Below are 17041 nucleotides of genomic sequence, written 5' to 3' on the forward strand. Positions count from 1 at the left end.
AATTAATCTACGATTTTCCCTATCAATGTAGCTGAAGTACAACTAATCCCTTCTACTTGCACATAATCCCCTACTTTATACCGCGGATCTACCGGGAATACCACCATTGTATTTTGATCATTACGACCACAATAATCCAAATCAGAGCGTTTTGAAAAACCTTCAATCAATACTTTATGTACTTTACCAACATGCTGTTGAGCACGCTCTAAACTATGTATTTGTTGCTTATTAACGACTTCAGTAAGACGTCTTTTCTTTACTTCCTCAGGTATATCATCTTCAAAACGCTTTGCCGCCAATGTACCTGGACGTTCTGAATAAGCAAACATATAAGCAAAATCATACTTCACATAATCCATCATTGATAATGTATCTTGATGCTCCTCTTCTGTTTCTGTACAGAAACCTGTAATCACATCTGTAGAGATAGCACAACCCGGAATAATACGACGTATGGCATCCACACGCTCCATATACCATTCACGATCGTAGGTACGATTCATGATATCTAATATACGTGAATTACCCGATTGAACTGGCAGATGGATATAGTTGCATATATTTTCATATTTGGCCATTGTATACAATACCTCATCGGTAATGTCTTTAGGGTGTGATGTAGAAAAACGAACACGTAATTCTGGACTTACATCAGCAACTAATGCCAACAAATTCGCAAAATTAACAGTAGGAAGAGGCTCCTCACCATCTTCCACCTTAGGTGTATATTTATAAGAATCTACATTCTGTCCTAATAGTGTTACCTCTTTGTAACCAGCATTAAATAGATCTTGAGCCTCTCTAACAATAGATGCTACATCACGGCTTCTTTCGCGGCCACGCGTAAACGGAACAACACAGAAAGAACACATATTATCACACCCACGCATGATAGAAATAAATGCCGCTACACCATTCGAATTCAAACGAACAGGGCTGATATCAGCATAGGTTTCTTCTCTTGAAAGCAAAACATTTACCGCTTTATTACCATCTTCTACTTTGTCGATCAAATTAGGAAGATCACGATAAGCATCTGGCCCGACAACAACATCAACTAATTTTTCTTCTTCCAAAAATTTAGCTTTTAATCGTTCGGCCATACAACCTAAAACGCCGACAATAAGGCCTGGATTTTTAGCTTTAACAGCACCAAATTCCTTTAAGCGTTTGCGTACTCTTTGTTCTGCATTCTCACGAATAGAACAAGTATTTATAAAAATAACATCTGCCTCTCTGTATTCCTTTGTTGTTTCAAAACCATTATCAATTAAGATAGAAGCAACAATCTCACTATCAGAAAAATTCATCTGACAGCCATAACTTTCAATATATAATTTACGACCATCCGATTTCCCTGTTGGCATTAACTCTAAAGCCTCTCCTTGACGAGATTCATCGTGTGTTTTCGTGGTATGTGATAACTCTAACATTGCATAATATAAAAGAACACAAAGTTAAGAATAAAAACTCAATTTCTGTGACATAATGTCAGCATTACAAAAATTTTACGCTATCCCTATAAAAAGAGTAAGGGCGTTGAATTTACATCCAACGCCCTTACTATAATGACTTATTGACAACCTATTGAGCAGCTTGTTTTTTAGCTTCTTCTTGCATTTTTTTACCTGCAACGATAACAATCTCAACACGGCGATTTTGTGCACGACCTGCTTCAGTATCATTAGAAGCGATAGGCTCAGAGTAGTTTTTACCTTCAGTCTCAATACGACTTGAAGCCAACCCTTGAGAAACAGCATATGCTTTAACGGCATTAGCACGCTCTAAAGATAATTTTTCATTTACTGCCAAAGAACCTGTATTATCAGTATGTCCTAAAACTAAAATTTCCGTATTAGGCTCTTTATTTAAAGTTTCTACTAATTTAGCAATGTTTTGTTTTGCTGCAGTCTTCAAAGTAGCTTTACCCGTATCAAATAAAATACCTGAATCAAATTTCACTAATATACCCTCTCCTACTTGTTCTACTTCAGCACCAGCAACAGAGTTTTCAATCTCTTTAGCTTGCTTGTCCATTTTTTTACCTATCAATGTACCCGCCAATCCACCAATAGCAGCACCAGCAATAGCACCAATAGCAGTGTTACCAGCTTTACCACCAATTAAAGCACCCACACCCGCACCAGCAGTAGTACCTATAACAGCTCCTTTAGTTGAGTTACTAGCATTTTGCACAGCTGTACAGCTTCCAAATAACATTGCAGAAGTAGCCACTGAAAGACCAATAACCGCTAATTTTCTATTCATTTTCATAATTGTATATTAATTTATCTAATATTATTATAGTAAGACAAAGCAGATGCCAAAAACCGAGAAAACAAATTAATCTACTGCATCAGTAAAATAAATACACTATTAATTTTGCTCTGGTATTTCTAATTTCGGCAACCTAACCGGCGCTGGTCTACCTTGCGCTTCCCAACTCTTGAAAGAAGTAGTGATATAATTTAAAAGATCATATTGCCCCCACTTGATTACCGATTCATATGGCGGACGATATAACTCCATAAAATTCAATAATTCCTCTCCTTCGAGATCTGTTGTTTCGGAAACGACTTTTTGTGTAAATATTCGATCGATAGCAATTTCATTGACTTCACGATTCATAAATTTCTCAAAGCGCTTCATGTTCTTTGCCTCACGTCCAAACAGGTTATATAGTGCCGTTGCAGGACTATTAAGATATGTCCCTACACGGTTCTTACCCCCATTATAGATTCCTTTTTTTTCAAAATCACGAAGGATATCCTCCATATCTTGTTGTTTGGTTTTGCGGGCTACGACAACTTCTTCAATTTGCATGCCTGGCTGCATCTCTAAAAGAATATCTTCTAAGGTATTTATTGTCGTCTTTATAGAGCCGTATCCGACTTTGGTCAACGACAAACTATCACCCACCATTGCGTCTATATAAAAAACGCCAAAATTATTAGAAATGGATTTTCTATTTGTACGTAGATTTATAACATTCACATCAGCTAATCGTTTGCCTGTTGTTTTCTCTAAAACAAGACCCGATATCTGTGGCATAGTACTCATTTGAGCCCACGTTTCCTGACTTGTTAAAAACAAAAGAGGAAAAACGATTAATAGTTTAAATATATTCTTTAACATTAATACTAAAGTAAACATTTATTTGACCTGAAAATGTTAAAAAGTTTTAATGTTCGAAAAGATTTATTTGTATGGATAAAACACAAAATTGGCGCCTTCCGGTACTACGACAAATAAACACATGTATTCTTTGGCGCTTTTAAAATTCTTCTCAAAACTAGCTTTTCGATCTTCTTTGATAACTCCTCTATCTACAAACTCTTCAACAGAACTCGCATTTATCGACCATTTAGTATTTAGCTCATTTTTATCCAAGATAAGCTCTCCTAAACTAACTTCATGCTGGTGAGCGATAAAAATTGGGTATAACGTATACCCTTCAGTTACCATCTCTGTAGAGATCTCTTTAATAGAATCACTGTAAAAGTCCAAATCAAATTTTAAACTTTGTAATGGGCTAGGTTTTGACGCTGCTTCGGCGCCATCACCTTCCGCCTGATTAGCGCCTAAAAGATCTGAAAGTTCCATATTAAATAACTTCTTTTAATTTTAATAATACTACATTCTCCACGTGTTGCGTTTGTGGAAACATATCCACCGGCTTGATGCGTACTACATCATATTTAGCCGCCATCATTTCTAAGTCACGTGCCTGTGTTGCGGCATTACAACTTACATAAACTACCTTTGGTGCTTCCATCTCCAATATACGTGCTACTACATCTGCATGCATACCTGCACGTGGCGGATCCGTAATAATCACATCAGGTTTACCGTGAATAGCCACAAATTCGGCTGTCAACACATCCTTCATATCACCAGCGTAGAACTTAGTATTGTGCACACCATTGATTTCAGAATTTACCTTAGCATCCTCAATAGCGGTAGGTACATATTCTACTCCCACAACCTCTCTAGCTGATTTGGCTACAAAATTTGCGATCGTACCTGCTCCAGTATACAAATCGTATACCAATTCATGGCCTTTCAGATCGGCAAATTCTCTTGTAATCTTATATAATTCATACGCTTGACGCGAATTTGTTTGATAGAATGATTTAGGACCAACCTTAAACTTCAGGCCTTCCATCTCTTCATATATAAAATCTTTGCCCTTGTATAGTAAAACTTCCTGATCGAAGATAGTATCGTTACGTTTTTGATTGATTATATATAATAATGAATCAATTGTTGGGAACTTACCTGCAAGATAATTCATCATCAGTTCTACTTGTCCTTCTTCGGGATAAGCAAATACTACAATAACCATGATCTCACCTGTAGAAGAAGTTCGTATAATTAGATTGCGCAAGGCACCTTCATGAGCTCTTAAGTCATAAAAAGAAAAGTTATTTTCTTTAGCAAATGCACCTACAGCATTACGAATATCATTGGAAGGATCTTGTTGCAAGTAGCAATGATCGATATCTAAAATCTTATCAAAGCGTCCTGGCACGTGAAACCCTAATGCGTCCATTGAATCCGGCAAAACCTCTTCATCAACATTTGTCAACCAACGCTTATTCGAGAAAGTATATTCTAATTTATTACGATAATATTCTGTTTGTACCGAAGGTAAAATGTCTTCCATCGATGAAGTATCTACTTTACCGATGCGAGCCAAAGCATTATCTACAGACTGTTGCTTAAATTTCAACTGTCCTTCATACGACATATGCTGCCACTTGCACCCACCACAAACACCAAAGTGAGGACAAAATGGTGTGATACGATACGGAGATTCTTGTTGAATTGCTGTCACCTTTCCTTCGGCGAAGTTTTTCTTTTTACGATGTAGCTCTACATCAACAATATCACCAGGAATAGCTTTATCAATAAAAAGCACTAAATCCTCGTGTCTTCCTACACCTTTACCTTCTTCAGCAATATCAAAAATCTCAACATTACTAATAGTCTGTTTCTCTTGTGGTCTTCTTCTTCCCATATATTTTGCAAAAATACATTTTTACAAGCAATAAATTGCAACCTTATGATTGGAAGATAAAATGATAACAAATAAAACTAATTCAAAGTCGCTTGAACGAGATAAGGAAGAATCTCTTTTTGAAAGGAAATAAAATTTTTGCGCACATCCGCATCTGTAACCGCGGTAAACGCAAAAGAAAAGACAACATTCTTACTTGTCTTTATCAAGAAAGTGAGCTTCTCTTCAGGAATAGTATTACCTATAGTATTATTCTTGATAAAAGAACTTAACAATAAAAACTCCAAATCTTCGGACAATATCTTTAGGTATTCTTGAGCATTTGTAGATTCCCGAATAAATTCCCAGCCTATAAACTCATTGCACACGATATAGGTCACCCTACTTACTTTAAGAATAATATTAGCTAAAAAAGTGGGTAAATCTTCTTCTTGGACATTTTTCTTCAAGATATCGTCCACATTTTCACGAATATAATCCATTAACACTTCGTGCAAGATAATCTCTTTGGATTCGAAATGCTTATAAAATGTTGCTTTCGATATACTCGAGGACTTAGCTAATTCATTTACACTGGTTTTGTTGTAGCCGTACTTACGAAATAAATCTCGAGCATTTTTTTTTATCGATAGTGCTATTTTATCTTGCTGCATCTATATTAATTAATATCGCACATTATAAGTGAATCCATTGTTGGATGTGGTCACTGCATATCCTTTCAGGGGACACTCAGCTACTGCTGCAGGGCTACCATCGAGCAACCATTTGGCACCACTTTCACGATCAAAGAAATAAGCATTGTCCACGACCGTAACAGGATTTCTGTTAGTTGGATTGATAGTACTACAAAGATCAAATGCATATACCCTTCCATTATTATTTATTAAGACTACCCCGGCGTACCCTTGATCGAAGAAATAATCATAATTGCCGTGAGCACTTAAATTTAGAGTTGAGCCTTGACTAATTGAAATATTAACCTTAGCATCCGGAATTATATTGCATCCCTCTTTTCCACAACCTAGCAATGCTAAAAGCAAAAAGAAAGATGCAACATATCCAGCAAATAATTTCATTATATCATCTCTGTTTCGAACTGCGACAAGAATCGGCTATCGTTTTCAGAGAATAGGCGTAAATCTTTAATTTCATATTTCAGATTGGTGATTCGTTCAATCCCCATACCAAATGCAAAACCGGAATATTTCTTACTGTCAATATTACAGTTTTCTAACACATTGGGATCTACCATACCGCAACCTAAAATCTCAACCCAACCTGAGCCCTTACACAAGTTACACCCATTACCTTTACAAATTGTACAAGAGATGTCCATTTCTGCCGAAGGCTCTGTAAAAGGAAAATAGGACGGACGGAAACGAACTCTTGTTCCTTCACCATATAACTCTTGTACGAAATGAAACAATGTTTGCTTCAAGTCAGCGAAAGACACGTTTTCATCAACATACAAACCTTCCACTTGATGAAAGAAACAGTGCGCACGCGCAGAGATAGCTTCATTTCTATATACACGCCCTGGCATGATTGCACGAAAAGGAGGTCTTCCAGCTTCCATCATTCTAACCTGAACAGATGATGTATGCGTACGAAGCGCTATATCATTACCATCTTGTTTCTTAATGAAAAATGTATCTTGCATATCGCGTGCAGGATGCTCTGGCGGAAAATTTAAAGCAGAGAAATTGTGCCAATCATCTTCAATCTCAGGCCCCTCAGAAACGATAAAACCAAGTTTTTTGAATATCTCTACAATTTCTTTTCTTACCAATGACAAGGGATGACGAGAGCCTAATTGAAAACCTTCACCTGGCAATGTCAAATCACCTTCTTGACGTTTAGGCGCATCCGAAGCTTGTGTGAATTCCAATTGAGCATTTTCAAATTTTGATTCTGCTAATTGCTTGAATTCATTAAGCGCTTTACCCATTCCTTTTTTCTCTTCGTTAGGAACAGTTTTAAACTCTTCGAATAAGCTTTTTATAATACCCTTAGAAACTAAGAATTTTAACCTAAAATTTTCTACATCAGCAGCTGAAGCTGGGCTAAATTGCTCAATTTCTTCTGTATACTGCTTTATCTTATCTTGCAACATAATTTCAAAGATACAGCAAAAAAATAAAACTTATAGAACAGGATTACTAAAATAATTTTAGTGCTTAAAAAGGTAATCCATCCGAATCGTCATTATTCTCTGTAAAATCTACTGATTGTTCTTGTACTGGGTTGGCTGCAGATGCTGTAGATGTTGTAGATGCTTGATTGGCATTAGGGTTTTCAAAATCGGATCGTCTACCTAATATATTGAAACTTTCGGCTACGATTTCCGTTGTATACCTTCTTATCCCTTCTTTATCTTCATAGGATCTCGTGCGAAGCTTTCCCTCTATATACACTAACCTCCCCTTGGTTAGGTATTTTGCAGCAACATCTGCCAAACCTCTCCACATGACAATATTGTGCCATTCTGTTTGTTCGACCTTTCTACCATCTTTATTAAATGTTTCTGAAGTTGCCAATGGAAAACTTGCAACGCTGACGTTTCCCTCTAAATAGCGCAACTCAGGATCTTTACCCAAGTGACCTACTAAAATAACTTTGTTAATACTCGACATATAATTTAGGAATTTAATTAGTTAACATATACTTGTTGATAAAAGAAAAAATAAGTTTATGTTTAGCTAATTTATCCAATTTTTCTAACAAATGATAATTCCAGCCCTCTTTTTTTTGTATAATCAAGTGAGGCTCAGTAATTCGATAAAATTTAGCGTGTATATTTTGATGGCTAAGTATATGTTTGACCTGTTCACCAACAGGCTCTAATAGCACAGAACCGAAATATTGTTGGTATTCTGGAGACATCACTAATTCCTCAAGCGAACTATCTGTAGACGTTTCTATGAGTGGAAACTCATACAGATTAGCCCATACATCCGATTCTCCTCTTTTATTCATTACTATAGAATCACCTTCTTGAATCACAAAATAATGGAAGTACCTATTTCTACTTCCTTTACCTTTGATTTTTACAGGCAATAGCGATACGCTATTCTCACGTGAGGCAACGCATTCTAGTCGTAATACACATGCTTCACAAAAAGCAGCTTTTGGTTTGCAAACGGTAGCACCAAAATCCATAATTGCTTGATTGTATATTGCCGCTTGATCTTTGGGAAGAATATCTTGTGCTACAGCATGAAATATCTTCTTCCCTTGTCCGGTATTTATCGGCACATCAATACCATAATACCGTGAAAGCACCCGAAAAACATTACCATCCAAGACCGCTCTATTTTCATTCACACTAAAAGAAGAAACCGCAGCAGCTGTATAATCACCTACACCAGGCAACTTAATCACATCCTCATAGGCAGTAGGAAAAACCCCATCGAACAATTGCATCACTAATTTGGCAGCTTTATGCATATTACGTGCTCTGGAGTAGTACCCTAAGCCTTGCCATAGCCTTAAAATTTCTTCTTCTTGTGCCGCAGCAAAAGAAGAGACTGTAGGAAAAGCATCTACAAAACGATAGAAATAGGGCAATCCTTGCTCTACACGCGTCTGTTGCAATATAATCTCTGATAGCCATATAATATACGGATTATTGGTATTGCGCCAGGGCAAATCACGACCATGCTCACTATACCAATCAATAAGTTTTTGTGCTAAAGACATAGCACAAAGATGCGGAATATTTAACAATATTTAACGGCAACTTATTGACAAACAGGAATAGAAAGTTGACTACCAATCAAATAAATCGTATTTTTGCACGTTGTATATAATAAATTTATAATAAAAATATGCTAAACAAAAAATCTGCTGTACGAATAAGTATAGAGGGACAGTCTGACAAAAAGTTAGAAATTCCTACATTTTTTCTTAGGCATTGGAAGAATATCCTAGTAGCTATATTATCCTTAGTAGTAGTTTTGGTTGGAAGTTTGTTGTACGTAACAACGCAAAAAAAAGCACAAGACATAAGCTCACAATATGAAGCTACTTTGGACAAAGTGAATGAAGAAAAACGCCGTTTGAGTATTTCTAATAGTGAGACCGAAAAAACTGTAGAAGAAGCAAAGAAGTCTTTTACAAAAATTGACTCTACTTTAGAGAGCATTAATAATAAAATGAAAAAAAGAGGGCTGAAAACAATTAAGCTACCTAATGTAGGTGGGCCCGAAGAAAACGATTTATCAAAAATTGAACTGCTAACGGATTATTATGAAGATGCACTCAAAGAATTAGATAAAAAACTATCGAGTATACCACTTGGGGTACCGCATCCAGGATCAATATCATCGAAGTTTGGCTATCGTTCCAATCCATTTACGAATCGTGGTAGAGAGATGCATTCAGGAATAGACCTGAAGGGCAGAACTGGGGATTTGATCAAATCTACCGCTTCCGGAATAGTCATTTTTTCTGGCTATGATGGACAATATGGTAATGTGGTAAAAATCAAACATTCCAATGGCTACGAAACACGTTATGCACACCTTAAACGTACGCTAGTCAAAAGAGGGGAAAAAATCGAAGCAGGTGGCACCGTTGGATTATTAGGAAGCACGGGAAGAAGTACAGGCCCACACCTACATTACGAGATCCTTAAAAACGATAAAAAAATTAATCCTGAAAAATATTTTTCATTATAACATCAAAATAAGAGTGGCATATATTAGAATATATGCCACTCTTATTTTATGAACTATTTAGCTAAAATTGCTAAAGCATCTTTATCATCTATCTTTGTTGCTTCTTTCAGCAACAGTTTTTTCATCTTCTGAATTCTCTTTTGATATTTAGGATCATTGTACTTATTTTGTAATTCCGCATTATCGTTATTAAGATCAAAAAATTCCCACCCATCAACACGCTTATAATAGCGGATCAATTTATAGTTACCATCAGAAATTCCAAAATGCGGGGATACGGCATGCTCACCATTCTCATAATAATGGTAATAAACATTATTTCTAATATCCTTTTTATTCCCTTCCAATAACGGCAATAGAGATGTTCCTTGGTAATCAGCAGGGATTTTTACGCCTGCAATCTCTAAAAATGTAGGTGCTAAATCTACATTACTCACCAGATTATTAATTTCAATATTCGGTTTTATTACCCCCGGAAATTTAGCTACTAAAGGAGTACGGAAAGACTCTTCATACATCCAACGTTTATCAAACCATCCGTGCTCACCCATATAAAAACCTTGATCAGACAAATAAACCACTAATGTATTTTCTGCTAAACCATTTTTCTCTAAATATTCTAGAACCCGACCAATATTTCTATCCATAGATTCTGCCGTATTCAAATAATCTATCATATAGCGGCGATACTTCCATTCTGCTAAAGCAGAACCTGAAAGATGCTTATTTTTAAGATCTTCATATATCGGTCGATAATACTTTTCATAAGCATCAAATTGTTGGTCATTCATACGTGCATAGTTCCCTTCTTTACGCATATCTGCAACAGTAGGATACATCTTCAAGTCATAGCCCATATGCATATCTTTACTGATGGACATTTCTTGTTGATTAGCCGCTTCACGTGTAGCATAATCATCATAAAACGTAGCCGGAATTTCAAAATCTACCGTATCATATTTTCCAAAATCTTGAATATCAGGCATCCATGTGCGATGTGTAGCTTTATGTCCTATGATCACACAGAAAGGATCATTTTTGTGCTGATCCATCCATGTTAATGCTTTGTCAGTAACGATATTGGAAACATAGCCTTCTTCTCTATGCTTTCCTTCTAGGGATATAAAATCAGGATTATAATAATGTCCCTGCCCTTCTAAAATATCATAATCCGTAAAACCTTCTAATTTATGACCTAGATGAATTTTGCCTATCCAAGTAGCTTTATAGCCATTTTTGACCAATTCCTTAATAAAAGTTTGCTGGCTATGGTCAAAATTAGAGGTTTCATTATCCTTGAACCCATTCTTATGAGAATATTTACCTGTTAATAATACAGCACGTGCAGGGCCACAAATGGAGTTGGTGACATATCCTTTATTAAATATTGCTCCTTCTTTGGCTATTCGATCAATATGCGGTGTACGTGCTATTGATGATCCATATGCACCTATGGTTTGGTAGGCATGATCATCAGAAATAATAATAACAATATTAGGTTTTTGCTGTGCAAAAGTAATAGTTTGAAAAAATATTAAGGCTACAGCTACTATTAGACGTTTAATCATTTGATTTACATTTTGTTTAGGTAACCAAAAATAGAATAAATAAAATTAAAGTTACGGGCGATATATCGATTAAAATGCAACATTTATGTTATACATAAGCAGAATTAAATAAAATAGATACGCTATTATGCACAGCTAATATGCTTTCATTTTTAGTAACTTTGCGCTATGAAAAAAAGCTACACAATCAATACACTGCACCGCGGTAAATATATGCTCAGTTTTTTTGTATTACTCTTTGCCATGGGAGGATTGAGTTCCTTAATTCCAGCGGAAGAGATTGTTAAAATAGTTTTTGTATTATTTACGATTCCATTAATATTATACATAAGTGTAAAAGCTAGCCAAAGGCCTTCTAACTGGTCTGTGGATGATCAAGAATTAGTTATCCAATTTGGGGACAAAACAATTGTATATCCTATCGCAGAAATAGACCACATACGCACCTTAACACGCTCGGGAGGAACACTATATGTGATATACCGAAAAAAGAAATCTACAGCTAGATATTGGAGGAATAAATTATTCCAATCGCAGGATGACCAAATCGCACTTCAACAAGAATTTACAGCGAGTGCAATTGAATATTATAAGTTTTAAGTTACAAATAAGCTACATATCTTCAAATTTTGTAAGTTTGAAATATGAAATTAAAAGTTTTGGTTTTTAGTTTAGCACTTGTATTCTGCTTAAACTACGCTTCGGCACAGCGCAAAGGATATTGGCAACAGGCGGTTGATTATAAAATAGATATTGATGTCAACGAGACAGCTTATCAATACAAAGGAAAAATGACCCTGAAATACACAAACAATTCAGGCCAATCACTATCCAAAGTTTATTTTCACTTATATTTCAATGCTTTTCAACCAGGTAGTATGATGGACTACCGCCTGAGTAATATATCAGATCCTGATGCACGTATGGCAACTAACCTGGGGACAAAAGAAAAGCCACAATGGCAAAGTCGTATTGCTACATTAACAGCAGATCAAATCGGTTATCAAAAAATTGAAACGGTAAAATTAAATGGACAAAATGCGTCTTTTAAAACAGATGGCACTTTATTGGAAGTATCCCTTCCACAAAATATCAGTCCCGGAACCACCGCAACGATATCGCTAACATGGGATGCGCAAGTACCCGAACAAATACGCCGCAATGGACGTAACTCAAAAGAAGGAGTAGCACTTTCTATGGCACAATGGTATCCAAAAATGGCTCATTTTGATGAATTCGGATGGCATTTGGATGAATATGTAGCACGAGAATTTATAGCGCCATTTGGCGATTTCGATGTAACTATTCATATCAATAAAGATTATGTATTAGGTGCATCTGGCGTACTTCAAAACCCTAATGAAGTAAAAGGATATACCGCTAAACCAAAGATTAAGAGAAAAGACAATAAAGCAACTTGGCATTTCAAAGCGCATAACATCCATGATTTTGCTTGGGCTGCAGATCCAAAATTTGTCGTAGATTCTACAAAGACCAAAGGAGGGGTTAGTATTTATGCGGTTTACCTACCTACTAATAAAGAAATTATCTCGAATTGGAAACAATCATTAAATTATGCCGGTGAATTTTTCGATTTCTGTTCTACTAAATTTGGCCCTTACCCTTGGCCTACATATACGATTGCACAAGGCGGAGATGGTGGAATGGAATATGGCACTTTCACACTGGTTACAGGAGGCCGAAATATTAAAAGCTTAGTGGGTGTCATATTCCATGAAGCGGCACACTCTTGGTACCAACACCTATTTGGTATTAACGAAACTGTAGACGAATGGTTTGACGAAGGATTTACTAGTTATGTAGAAGAGCTAGGGATGCAAGAAATATTTCACAAAAAAGGAGCACATGCTTCAAACCCAATGATTGATGCCTACCGTGCTTATTATAAACTAGCTCTTTCGGGCAAAGAAGAACCGATGAGTTTATTGGCAGACTACTATAATACAAATTATGGCTATTCGAACCAAGCATATAATAAAGGAGCTGTCATGGCCGAACAATTGGGGTATATTATCGGCAAAGAGAATCTAACCAAAACATTTTTGACATTCTATGATGTTTGGAAATTCAAACATCCTACGCCAAATGATTTCAAAAGAATAGCAGAAGAAGTATCTGGCATCAATCTAAAATGGTATTTCAACTTATTTGTCAATACAACACGCCAAATTGATTATGCTATAGAAAATGTAAATGATTCTTCGATTTTAATCGTCAACAAATCTAACTTGCCAATGCCAATTGACGTATTGGTAGAATATACTGATGGTAGCAAGGAATTATTCTACATCCCATTGCGCGAAATGCGCGGTACAAAACCAGCTGAAGACTATAAAGTATATGAAGGAGCCAAAAGAACAGTCTTAGAAGATTGGTTCTGGACAAATCCTAATTATACAATTACGACAAGTAAAAAACCTGTAAAAGTATGGATTGATCCTACAGAACGTCTCGCGGATATAGAATCCAGCAACAATTATTATGAAGTAAAATAATACATACGGGACATAAAAAAAGGGGGTTGAAATATTTCAACCCCTTTTTTTATAGTATACTAAGATATTATTTTCTTAAAGTACTCAATTGTATTTGACAAACCTTGCGTAAGTTCTACGGTAGGCCTCCAATCTAACATTTTCTCAGCTAGCTCAATATTTGGTTGTCGTTGTTTTGGATCATCTGTAGGAAGAGGTAAGTATTGAATTTTAGAAGAAGAACCTGTCATCTCTAAAATTTGCTGTGCTAACTGCAACATGGTGAATTCACCAGGGTTACCGATATTGATAGGGCCTACAAAACCTTCTTCAGAATTCATCATACGAATCATACCTTCGACAAGATCATCTACATATTGAAAACTACGTGTCTGCGAACCATCACCATATATCGTAATATCTTTTCCTTCTAATGCTTGCACAATAAAATTAGAAACCACACGCCCATCATGTTTATTCATTCGAGGACCATAGGTATTAAAAATACGTATGATCTTAACGTCTAAATTATTCTGACGATGATAATCCATAAATAACGTTTCTGCACAACGTTTACCTTCATCATAACACGATCGTATGCCAATCGGATTTACATTTCCCCAATAAGATTCAAATTGTGGATGTACCATAGGATCACCATAAACCTCACTAGTAGATGCTTGAAGAATACGCGCTTTTACACGTTTGGCAAGGCCCAACATATTAATAGCCCCCATCACAGAGGTTTTTATTGTTTTTATAGCATTATATTGATAATGAATAGGACTCGCTGGACATGCCAAATTATATATCTGATCTACCTCTGCATAATAGGGTTCAGTAACATCATGCCTTACTAATTCAAAATATGGGTTATCTAATAAATGTATCACATTGGATTTTGAGCCTGTGAAATAATTGTCCATACAAATAACCTCATGACCATCTACTAATAGTCTTTCACATAAATGTGATCCAATAAAACCGGCACCGCCGGTTACAAGTATACGTTTGCGTTGCACGCTCATTCTTTTATAATTTAATTTCCTAATGGTGATTTCTTTGGTATTGTGAATCCAAATTTAGAGCCGATATTCTCTTCAGACTCAAAGAAGAATAAGCCATGATTTAGATTTACAAAATAGTATACAATCCAAAGCCCAAGCCCTTTACCTGCAATACTCGTTGATGCAAAATCTTCTTTAGCTGTAAAACGATTTCTTAATTTTTCTTGAACATCTTTTGTCATACCTATACCACTATCAATCACTTCGACTGTAATCTCATTTGAAGAATCTTTTAATTTGACAACAATACTCGAGTTAGGACGACTAAATTTTTCTGCATTTATTAATAAATTACGGAGAATACTATTCATAACATCTAAATCAAAGAATATGTCCACATCCTGATCCAATTGAAGATCAAATGTTATATTTCTTAATTTTGCGGTAGGCGCTACCGTCTCCACAATACCCTCAATAGTCTGATTTAGTTTAAGCTCCTGTGGTGCCATTGTCAGTAAACCCAAATTAGATTTTGTCCATTTCAAGAAATTATCTAGCATACAAAATAATTGCTCTGCTACATCATTACCTGTATATAAGACATCCAGATATTGCTGACGACTAGTCGGATCGTCTACCTTCATCGACAGTATATTAAATATCATCTTGAGAGAAGATATTGGTGTTCTCAAATCATGCGCCATAATAGCATACAAGCGGTCTCTATTATCTATCGCTACTTGTAATTCTTCCTTTTGGCGTAATATTGTGTTATAAGAATCAACAAGCTGAATTTGATGCTTTACACGACGCAATAGTTCTAATCTATTGAAAGGTTTCGTAATATAATCAACACCCCCTAAATCAAACCCTTTAACAATATCTTCCGGAGAATCTAAACTGGTAAGAAATAGAATAGGAATCTCACTATACCGCTCCATAGATTTCAATTTCTGAGTTAATTCAAAACCGTTCATCTCTCCCATCATTACGTCCATTAGGATCAAATCAACTTTATTATTTTCTAGAATCTCTAATGCTATACGAGCATCTGGCGCTAAAAAAACAGTTTCATATTCCTCTTCTAAAATTCGCTGTAATAGGTAAAGGTTAATCTCCGAATCCTCTACTACTAGTACATTATATTTTGACAACTCAATATTCATTATGGTATGTTGATATTTTTTAACTTATTGATTTTTATCGTAAAAATAGATTATAAAAGCATTAATTTCATTATTTTCTCAAAACCAAATCCACCAATACAGGTAAATGATCGCTATAATGCAAATCTGCCGTCCTATAATTATAAGCTTCAAATTTATCACTATTAAAGAATATATAATCTATTCTAAACATTTTATTTAAATATCTATATGTATAGCTATACCCTTTACCTGCTTCCCTAAAGGAATCCTTCAAATTAGCTCCTATTGTTCGATATGAATAAGATACTGGAGGTTCATTAAAATCTCCAGCTACTATTAAAGGAAATTTCTGTTGATCCATATATTCTCGAATTTCAGATACCTGGACTTCACGTCTTTTAAAATTTTCGGAAATTACTTCATAATTACCCATTAAAAAAGATTGTTTTGATCCTTTTAATTGATTCCAATTCGTTGTGTGTAGATGACAATTAGCGAGTATTATTTTTTCATTTTGATAGTCCAATGTTGCAAATAAAGCATATTGCGATTGCTCAGCAGTGGATAACACTAGCGTATCTAATAATTGATATTTACTTAAAATAGCAAGTCTTTTACCACTAAGGTTAATACTATTGCTAAAAACTACAGATTTCATTTCTACAAAAGCATTTAAAAAATCTGTTTCTGTATATTCACTAGGTACTTCTTGTAGGAATAATACATCTAAATTATTACTTTCAGTAAAATCTGCAATATTTGGAAGAGTGGAAAATCCATATTCAGATCGCATATTTCTAACATTATAAGAGGCGACTCTGAGATCTGGGCTTCCTACTAACTCCTTAAAATTCCATTGAAATACCAAAGGAAGAAAACAAATCATATTAACACCACTCAATATTGGAATTATTTTATTAAGCTCTCTGTTAAAAAACCATATAATTAAAACTCCGATATTCAAAACCATTAATATCGGCATAATAAGACCGATCCATTGAAAGATAACAGTTATCGACGGCGCTACGACATACGCTAAACTAGATGCCAGTGATAAAATACCGATAACAATCAGTATGAGTTGAAGAAAACAATATTTCGGTCTTCTATTCATTTGACTT

General features: G+C 35.4%; 17 protein-coding genes. 3 read left to right on the top strand and 14 right to left on the bottom strand.

Translation table 11 applies throughout. The features are described from left to right. Positions 1-2 precede the first annotated feature (2 nt). From miaB to mutY, 10 genes are all read right to left on the bottom strand, one after another. Entirely contained in the window at positions 3-1436 is a 1434-nt protein-coding gene (miaB, locus tag IP023_RS04020) for a tRNA (N6-isopentenyl adenosine(37)-C2)-methylthiotransferase MiaB (protein ID WP_241788963.1), read from the bottom strand. A 151-nt stretch (positions 1437-1587) separates the two neighbouring features. Beyond that, entirely contained in the window at positions 1588-2271 is a 684-nt protein-coding gene (locus IP023_RS04025) for an OmpA family protein (protein WP_317224526.1), read from the bottom strand. A gap of 108 nt (positions 2272-2379) precedes the next feature. Next, positions 2380-3054 (bottom strand): hypothetical protein, encoded by a 675-nt coding sequence (locus tag IP023_RS04030; protein WP_241788965.1) that lies wholly within the window; start codon positions 3052-3054, stop codon positions 2380-2382. A gap of 147 nt (positions 3055-3201) precedes the next feature. After that, a complete protein-coding gene (locus IP023_RS04035; RefSeq protein WP_241788966.1) occupies positions 3202-3606 on the bottom strand; it encodes a hypothetical protein in 405 nt (134 codons plus the stop codon). 1 nt (position 3607) lies between these two features. After that, on the bottom strand, positions 3608-5023 hold the full coding sequence (gene rlmD / locus IP023_RS04040) for a 23S rRNA (uracil(1939)-C(5))-methyltransferase RlmD (protein WP_241788967.1): 1416 nt from the start codon (positions 5021-5023) through the stop codon (positions 3608-3610). A 77-nt stretch (positions 5024-5100) separates the two neighbouring features. Beyond that, positions 5101-5676 (bottom strand): TetR/AcrR family transcriptional regulator, encoded by a 576-nt coding sequence (locus tag IP023_RS04045; RefSeq protein ID WP_241788968.1) that lies wholly within the window; start codon positions 5674-5676, stop codon positions 5101-5103. 9 nt (positions 5677-5685) lie between these two features. Next, positions 5686-6063 (bottom strand): hypothetical protein, encoded by a 378-nt coding sequence (locus IP023_RS04050; RefSeq protein WP_241788969.1) that lies wholly within the window; start codon positions 6061-6063, stop codon positions 5686-5688. A gap of 35 nt (positions 6064-6098) precedes the next feature. Continuing rightward, a complete protein-coding gene (pheS, locus tag IP023_RS04055; protein ID WP_241788970.1) occupies positions 6099-7136 on the bottom strand; it encodes a phenylalanine--tRNA ligase subunit alpha in 1038 nt (345 codons plus the stop codon). Between the two features lie 64 nt (positions 7137-7200). Further along, positions 7201-7656: a single-stranded DNA-binding protein gene (locus IP023_RS04060; RefSeq protein WP_241788971.1), complete on the bottom strand. Its 456-nt coding sequence runs from the start codon at positions 7654-7656 to the stop codon at positions 7201-7203. A 13-nt stretch (positions 7657-7669) separates the two neighbouring features. Further along, positions 7670-8722: an A/G-specific adenine glycosylase gene (gene mutY / locus IP023_RS04065; protein WP_241788972.1), complete on the bottom strand. Its 1053-nt coding sequence runs from the start codon at positions 8720-8722 to the stop codon at positions 7670-7672. 128 nt (positions 8723-8850) lie between these two features. On the opposite strand from mutY, the gene IP023_RS04070 reads away from it, so the two are divergent. Continuing rightward, positions 8851-9702: a M23 family metallopeptidase gene (locus IP023_RS04070; RefSeq protein WP_241788973.1), complete on the top strand. Its 852-nt coding sequence runs from the start codon at positions 8851-8853 to the stop codon at positions 9700-9702. Positions 9703-9755: 53 nt separating this feature from the next. On the opposite strand, the gene IP023_RS04075 is transcribed toward IP023_RS04070, so the two are convergent. Then, complete coding sequence (locus tag IP023_RS04075) at positions 9756-11270, bottom strand: sulfatase family protein (protein WP_241788974.1); 1515 nt, start codon at positions 11268-11270, stop codon at positions 9756-9758. 168 nt (positions 11271-11438) lie between these two features. Between IP023_RS04075 and IP023_RS04080 the strand changes: the two genes are divergently transcribed. Further along, positions 11439-11870 carry a hypothetical protein gene (locus IP023_RS04080; protein ID WP_241788975.1) on the top strand — a complete coding sequence of 144 codons (432 nt, stop codon included), beginning with the start codon at positions 11439-11441 and terminating at the stop codon, positions 11868-11870. Positions 11871-11914: 44 nt separating this feature from the next. Then, positions 11915-13786, top strand: coding sequence for a M1 family metallopeptidase (locus IP023_RS04085; RefSeq protein ID WP_241788976.1), 1872 nt, complete (start codon positions 11915-11917; stop codon positions 13784-13786). Between the two features lie 59 nt (positions 13787-13845). Here the strand turns inward: IP023_RS04085 and IP023_RS04090 are convergent, their stop codons facing one another. The 3 genes from IP023_RS04090 to IP023_RS04100 all read right to left on the bottom strand — a co-directional run bounded on the left by IP023_RS04090 (position 13846) and on the right by IP023_RS04100 (position 17034). Beyond that, positions 13846-14793, bottom strand: a complete 948-nt coding sequence (locus IP023_RS04090; RefSeq protein ID WP_262914370.1) for a UDP-glucuronic acid decarboxylase family protein — start codon at positions 14791-14793, stop codon at positions 13846-13848. Between the two features lie 11 nt (positions 14794-14804). Continuing rightward, the gene (locus IP023_RS04095) at positions 14805-15938 is read right to left on the bottom strand and encodes a hybrid sensor histidine kinase/response regulator (protein ID WP_241788977.1); all 1134 of its coding nucleotides are present in this window, start codon (positions 15936-15938) and stop codon (positions 14805-14807) included. 70 nt (positions 15939-16008) lie between these two features. Further along, a complete protein-coding gene (locus IP023_RS04100; protein WP_241788978.1) occupies positions 16009-17034 on the bottom strand; it encodes an endonuclease/exonuclease/phosphatase family protein in 1026 nt (341 codons plus the stop codon). Positions 17035-17041 lie beyond the last annotated feature (7 nt).

The organism is Sphingobacterium rhinopitheci (assembly GCF_022627575.1).
GTDB lineage: Bacteria > Bacteroidota > Bacteroidia > Sphingobacteriales > Sphingobacteriaceae > Sphingobacterium > Sphingobacterium rhinopitheci.

Excerpts from the sequence above, each read along its gene's own strand:
- IP023_RS04045 (WP_241788968.1), bottom strand. The coding sequence starts at position 5,676 with ATGCAGCAAGATAAAATAGCACTATCGATAAAAAAAAATGCTCGAGAT.
- IP023_RS04080 (WP_241788975.1), top strand. The coding sequence starts at position 11,439 with ATGAAAAAAAGCTACACAATCAATACACTGCACCGCGGTAAATATATG.
- miaB (WP_241788963.1), bottom strand. The coding sequence starts at position 1,436 with ATGTTAGAGTTATCACATACCACGAAAACACACGATGAATCTCGTCAA.
- IP023_RS04070 (WP_241788973.1), top strand. The coding sequence starts at position 8,851 with ATGCTAAACAAAAAATCTGCTGTACGAATAAGTATAGAGGGACAGTCT.
- IP023_RS04035 (WP_241788966.1), bottom strand. The coding sequence starts at position 3,606 with ATGGAACTTTCAGATCTTTTAGGCGCTAATCAGGCGGAAGGTGATGGC.
- mutY (WP_241788972.1), bottom strand. The coding sequence starts at position 8,722 with ATGTCTTTAGCACAAAAACTTATTGATTGGTATAGTGAGCATGGTCGT.
- IP023_RS04060 (WP_241788971.1), bottom strand. The coding sequence starts at position 7,656 with ATGTCGAGTATTAACAAAGTTATTTTAGTAGGTCACTTGGGTAAAGAT.
- IP023_RS04025 (WP_317224526.1), bottom strand. The coding sequence starts at position 2,271 with ATGAATAGAAAATTAGCGGTTATTGGTCTTTCAGTGGCTACTTCTGCA.
- IP023_RS04095 (WP_241788977.1), bottom strand. The coding sequence starts at position 15,938 with ATGAATATTGAGTTGTCAAAATATAATGTACTAGTAGTAGAGGATTCG.
- IP023_RS04030 (WP_241788965.1), bottom strand. The coding sequence starts at position 3,054 with ATGCCACAGATATCGGGTCTTGTTTTAGAGAAAACAACAGGCAAACGA.
- IP023_RS04075 (WP_241788974.1), bottom strand. The coding sequence starts at position 11,270 with ATGATTAAACGTCTAATAGTAGCTGTAGCCTTAATATTTTTTCAAACT.
- IP023_RS04085 (WP_241788976.1), top strand. The coding sequence starts at position 11,915 with ATGAAATTAAAAGTTTTGGTTTTTAGTTTAGCACTTGTATTCTGCTTA.
- IP023_RS04100 (WP_241788978.1), bottom strand. The coding sequence starts at position 17,034 with ATGAATAGAAGACCGAAATATTGTTTTCTTCAACTCATACTGATTGTT.
- IP023_RS04090 (WP_262914370.1), bottom strand. The coding sequence starts at position 14,793 with ATGAGCGTGCAACGCAAACGTATACTTGTAACCGGCGGTGCCGGTTTT.
- rlmD (WP_241788967.1), bottom strand. The coding sequence starts at position 5,023 with ATGGGAAGAAGAAGACCACAAGAGAAACAGACTATTAGTAATGTTGAG.
- pheS (WP_241788970.1), bottom strand. The coding sequence starts at position 7,136 with ATGTTGCAAGATAAGATAAAGCAGTATACAGAAGAAATTGAGCAATTT.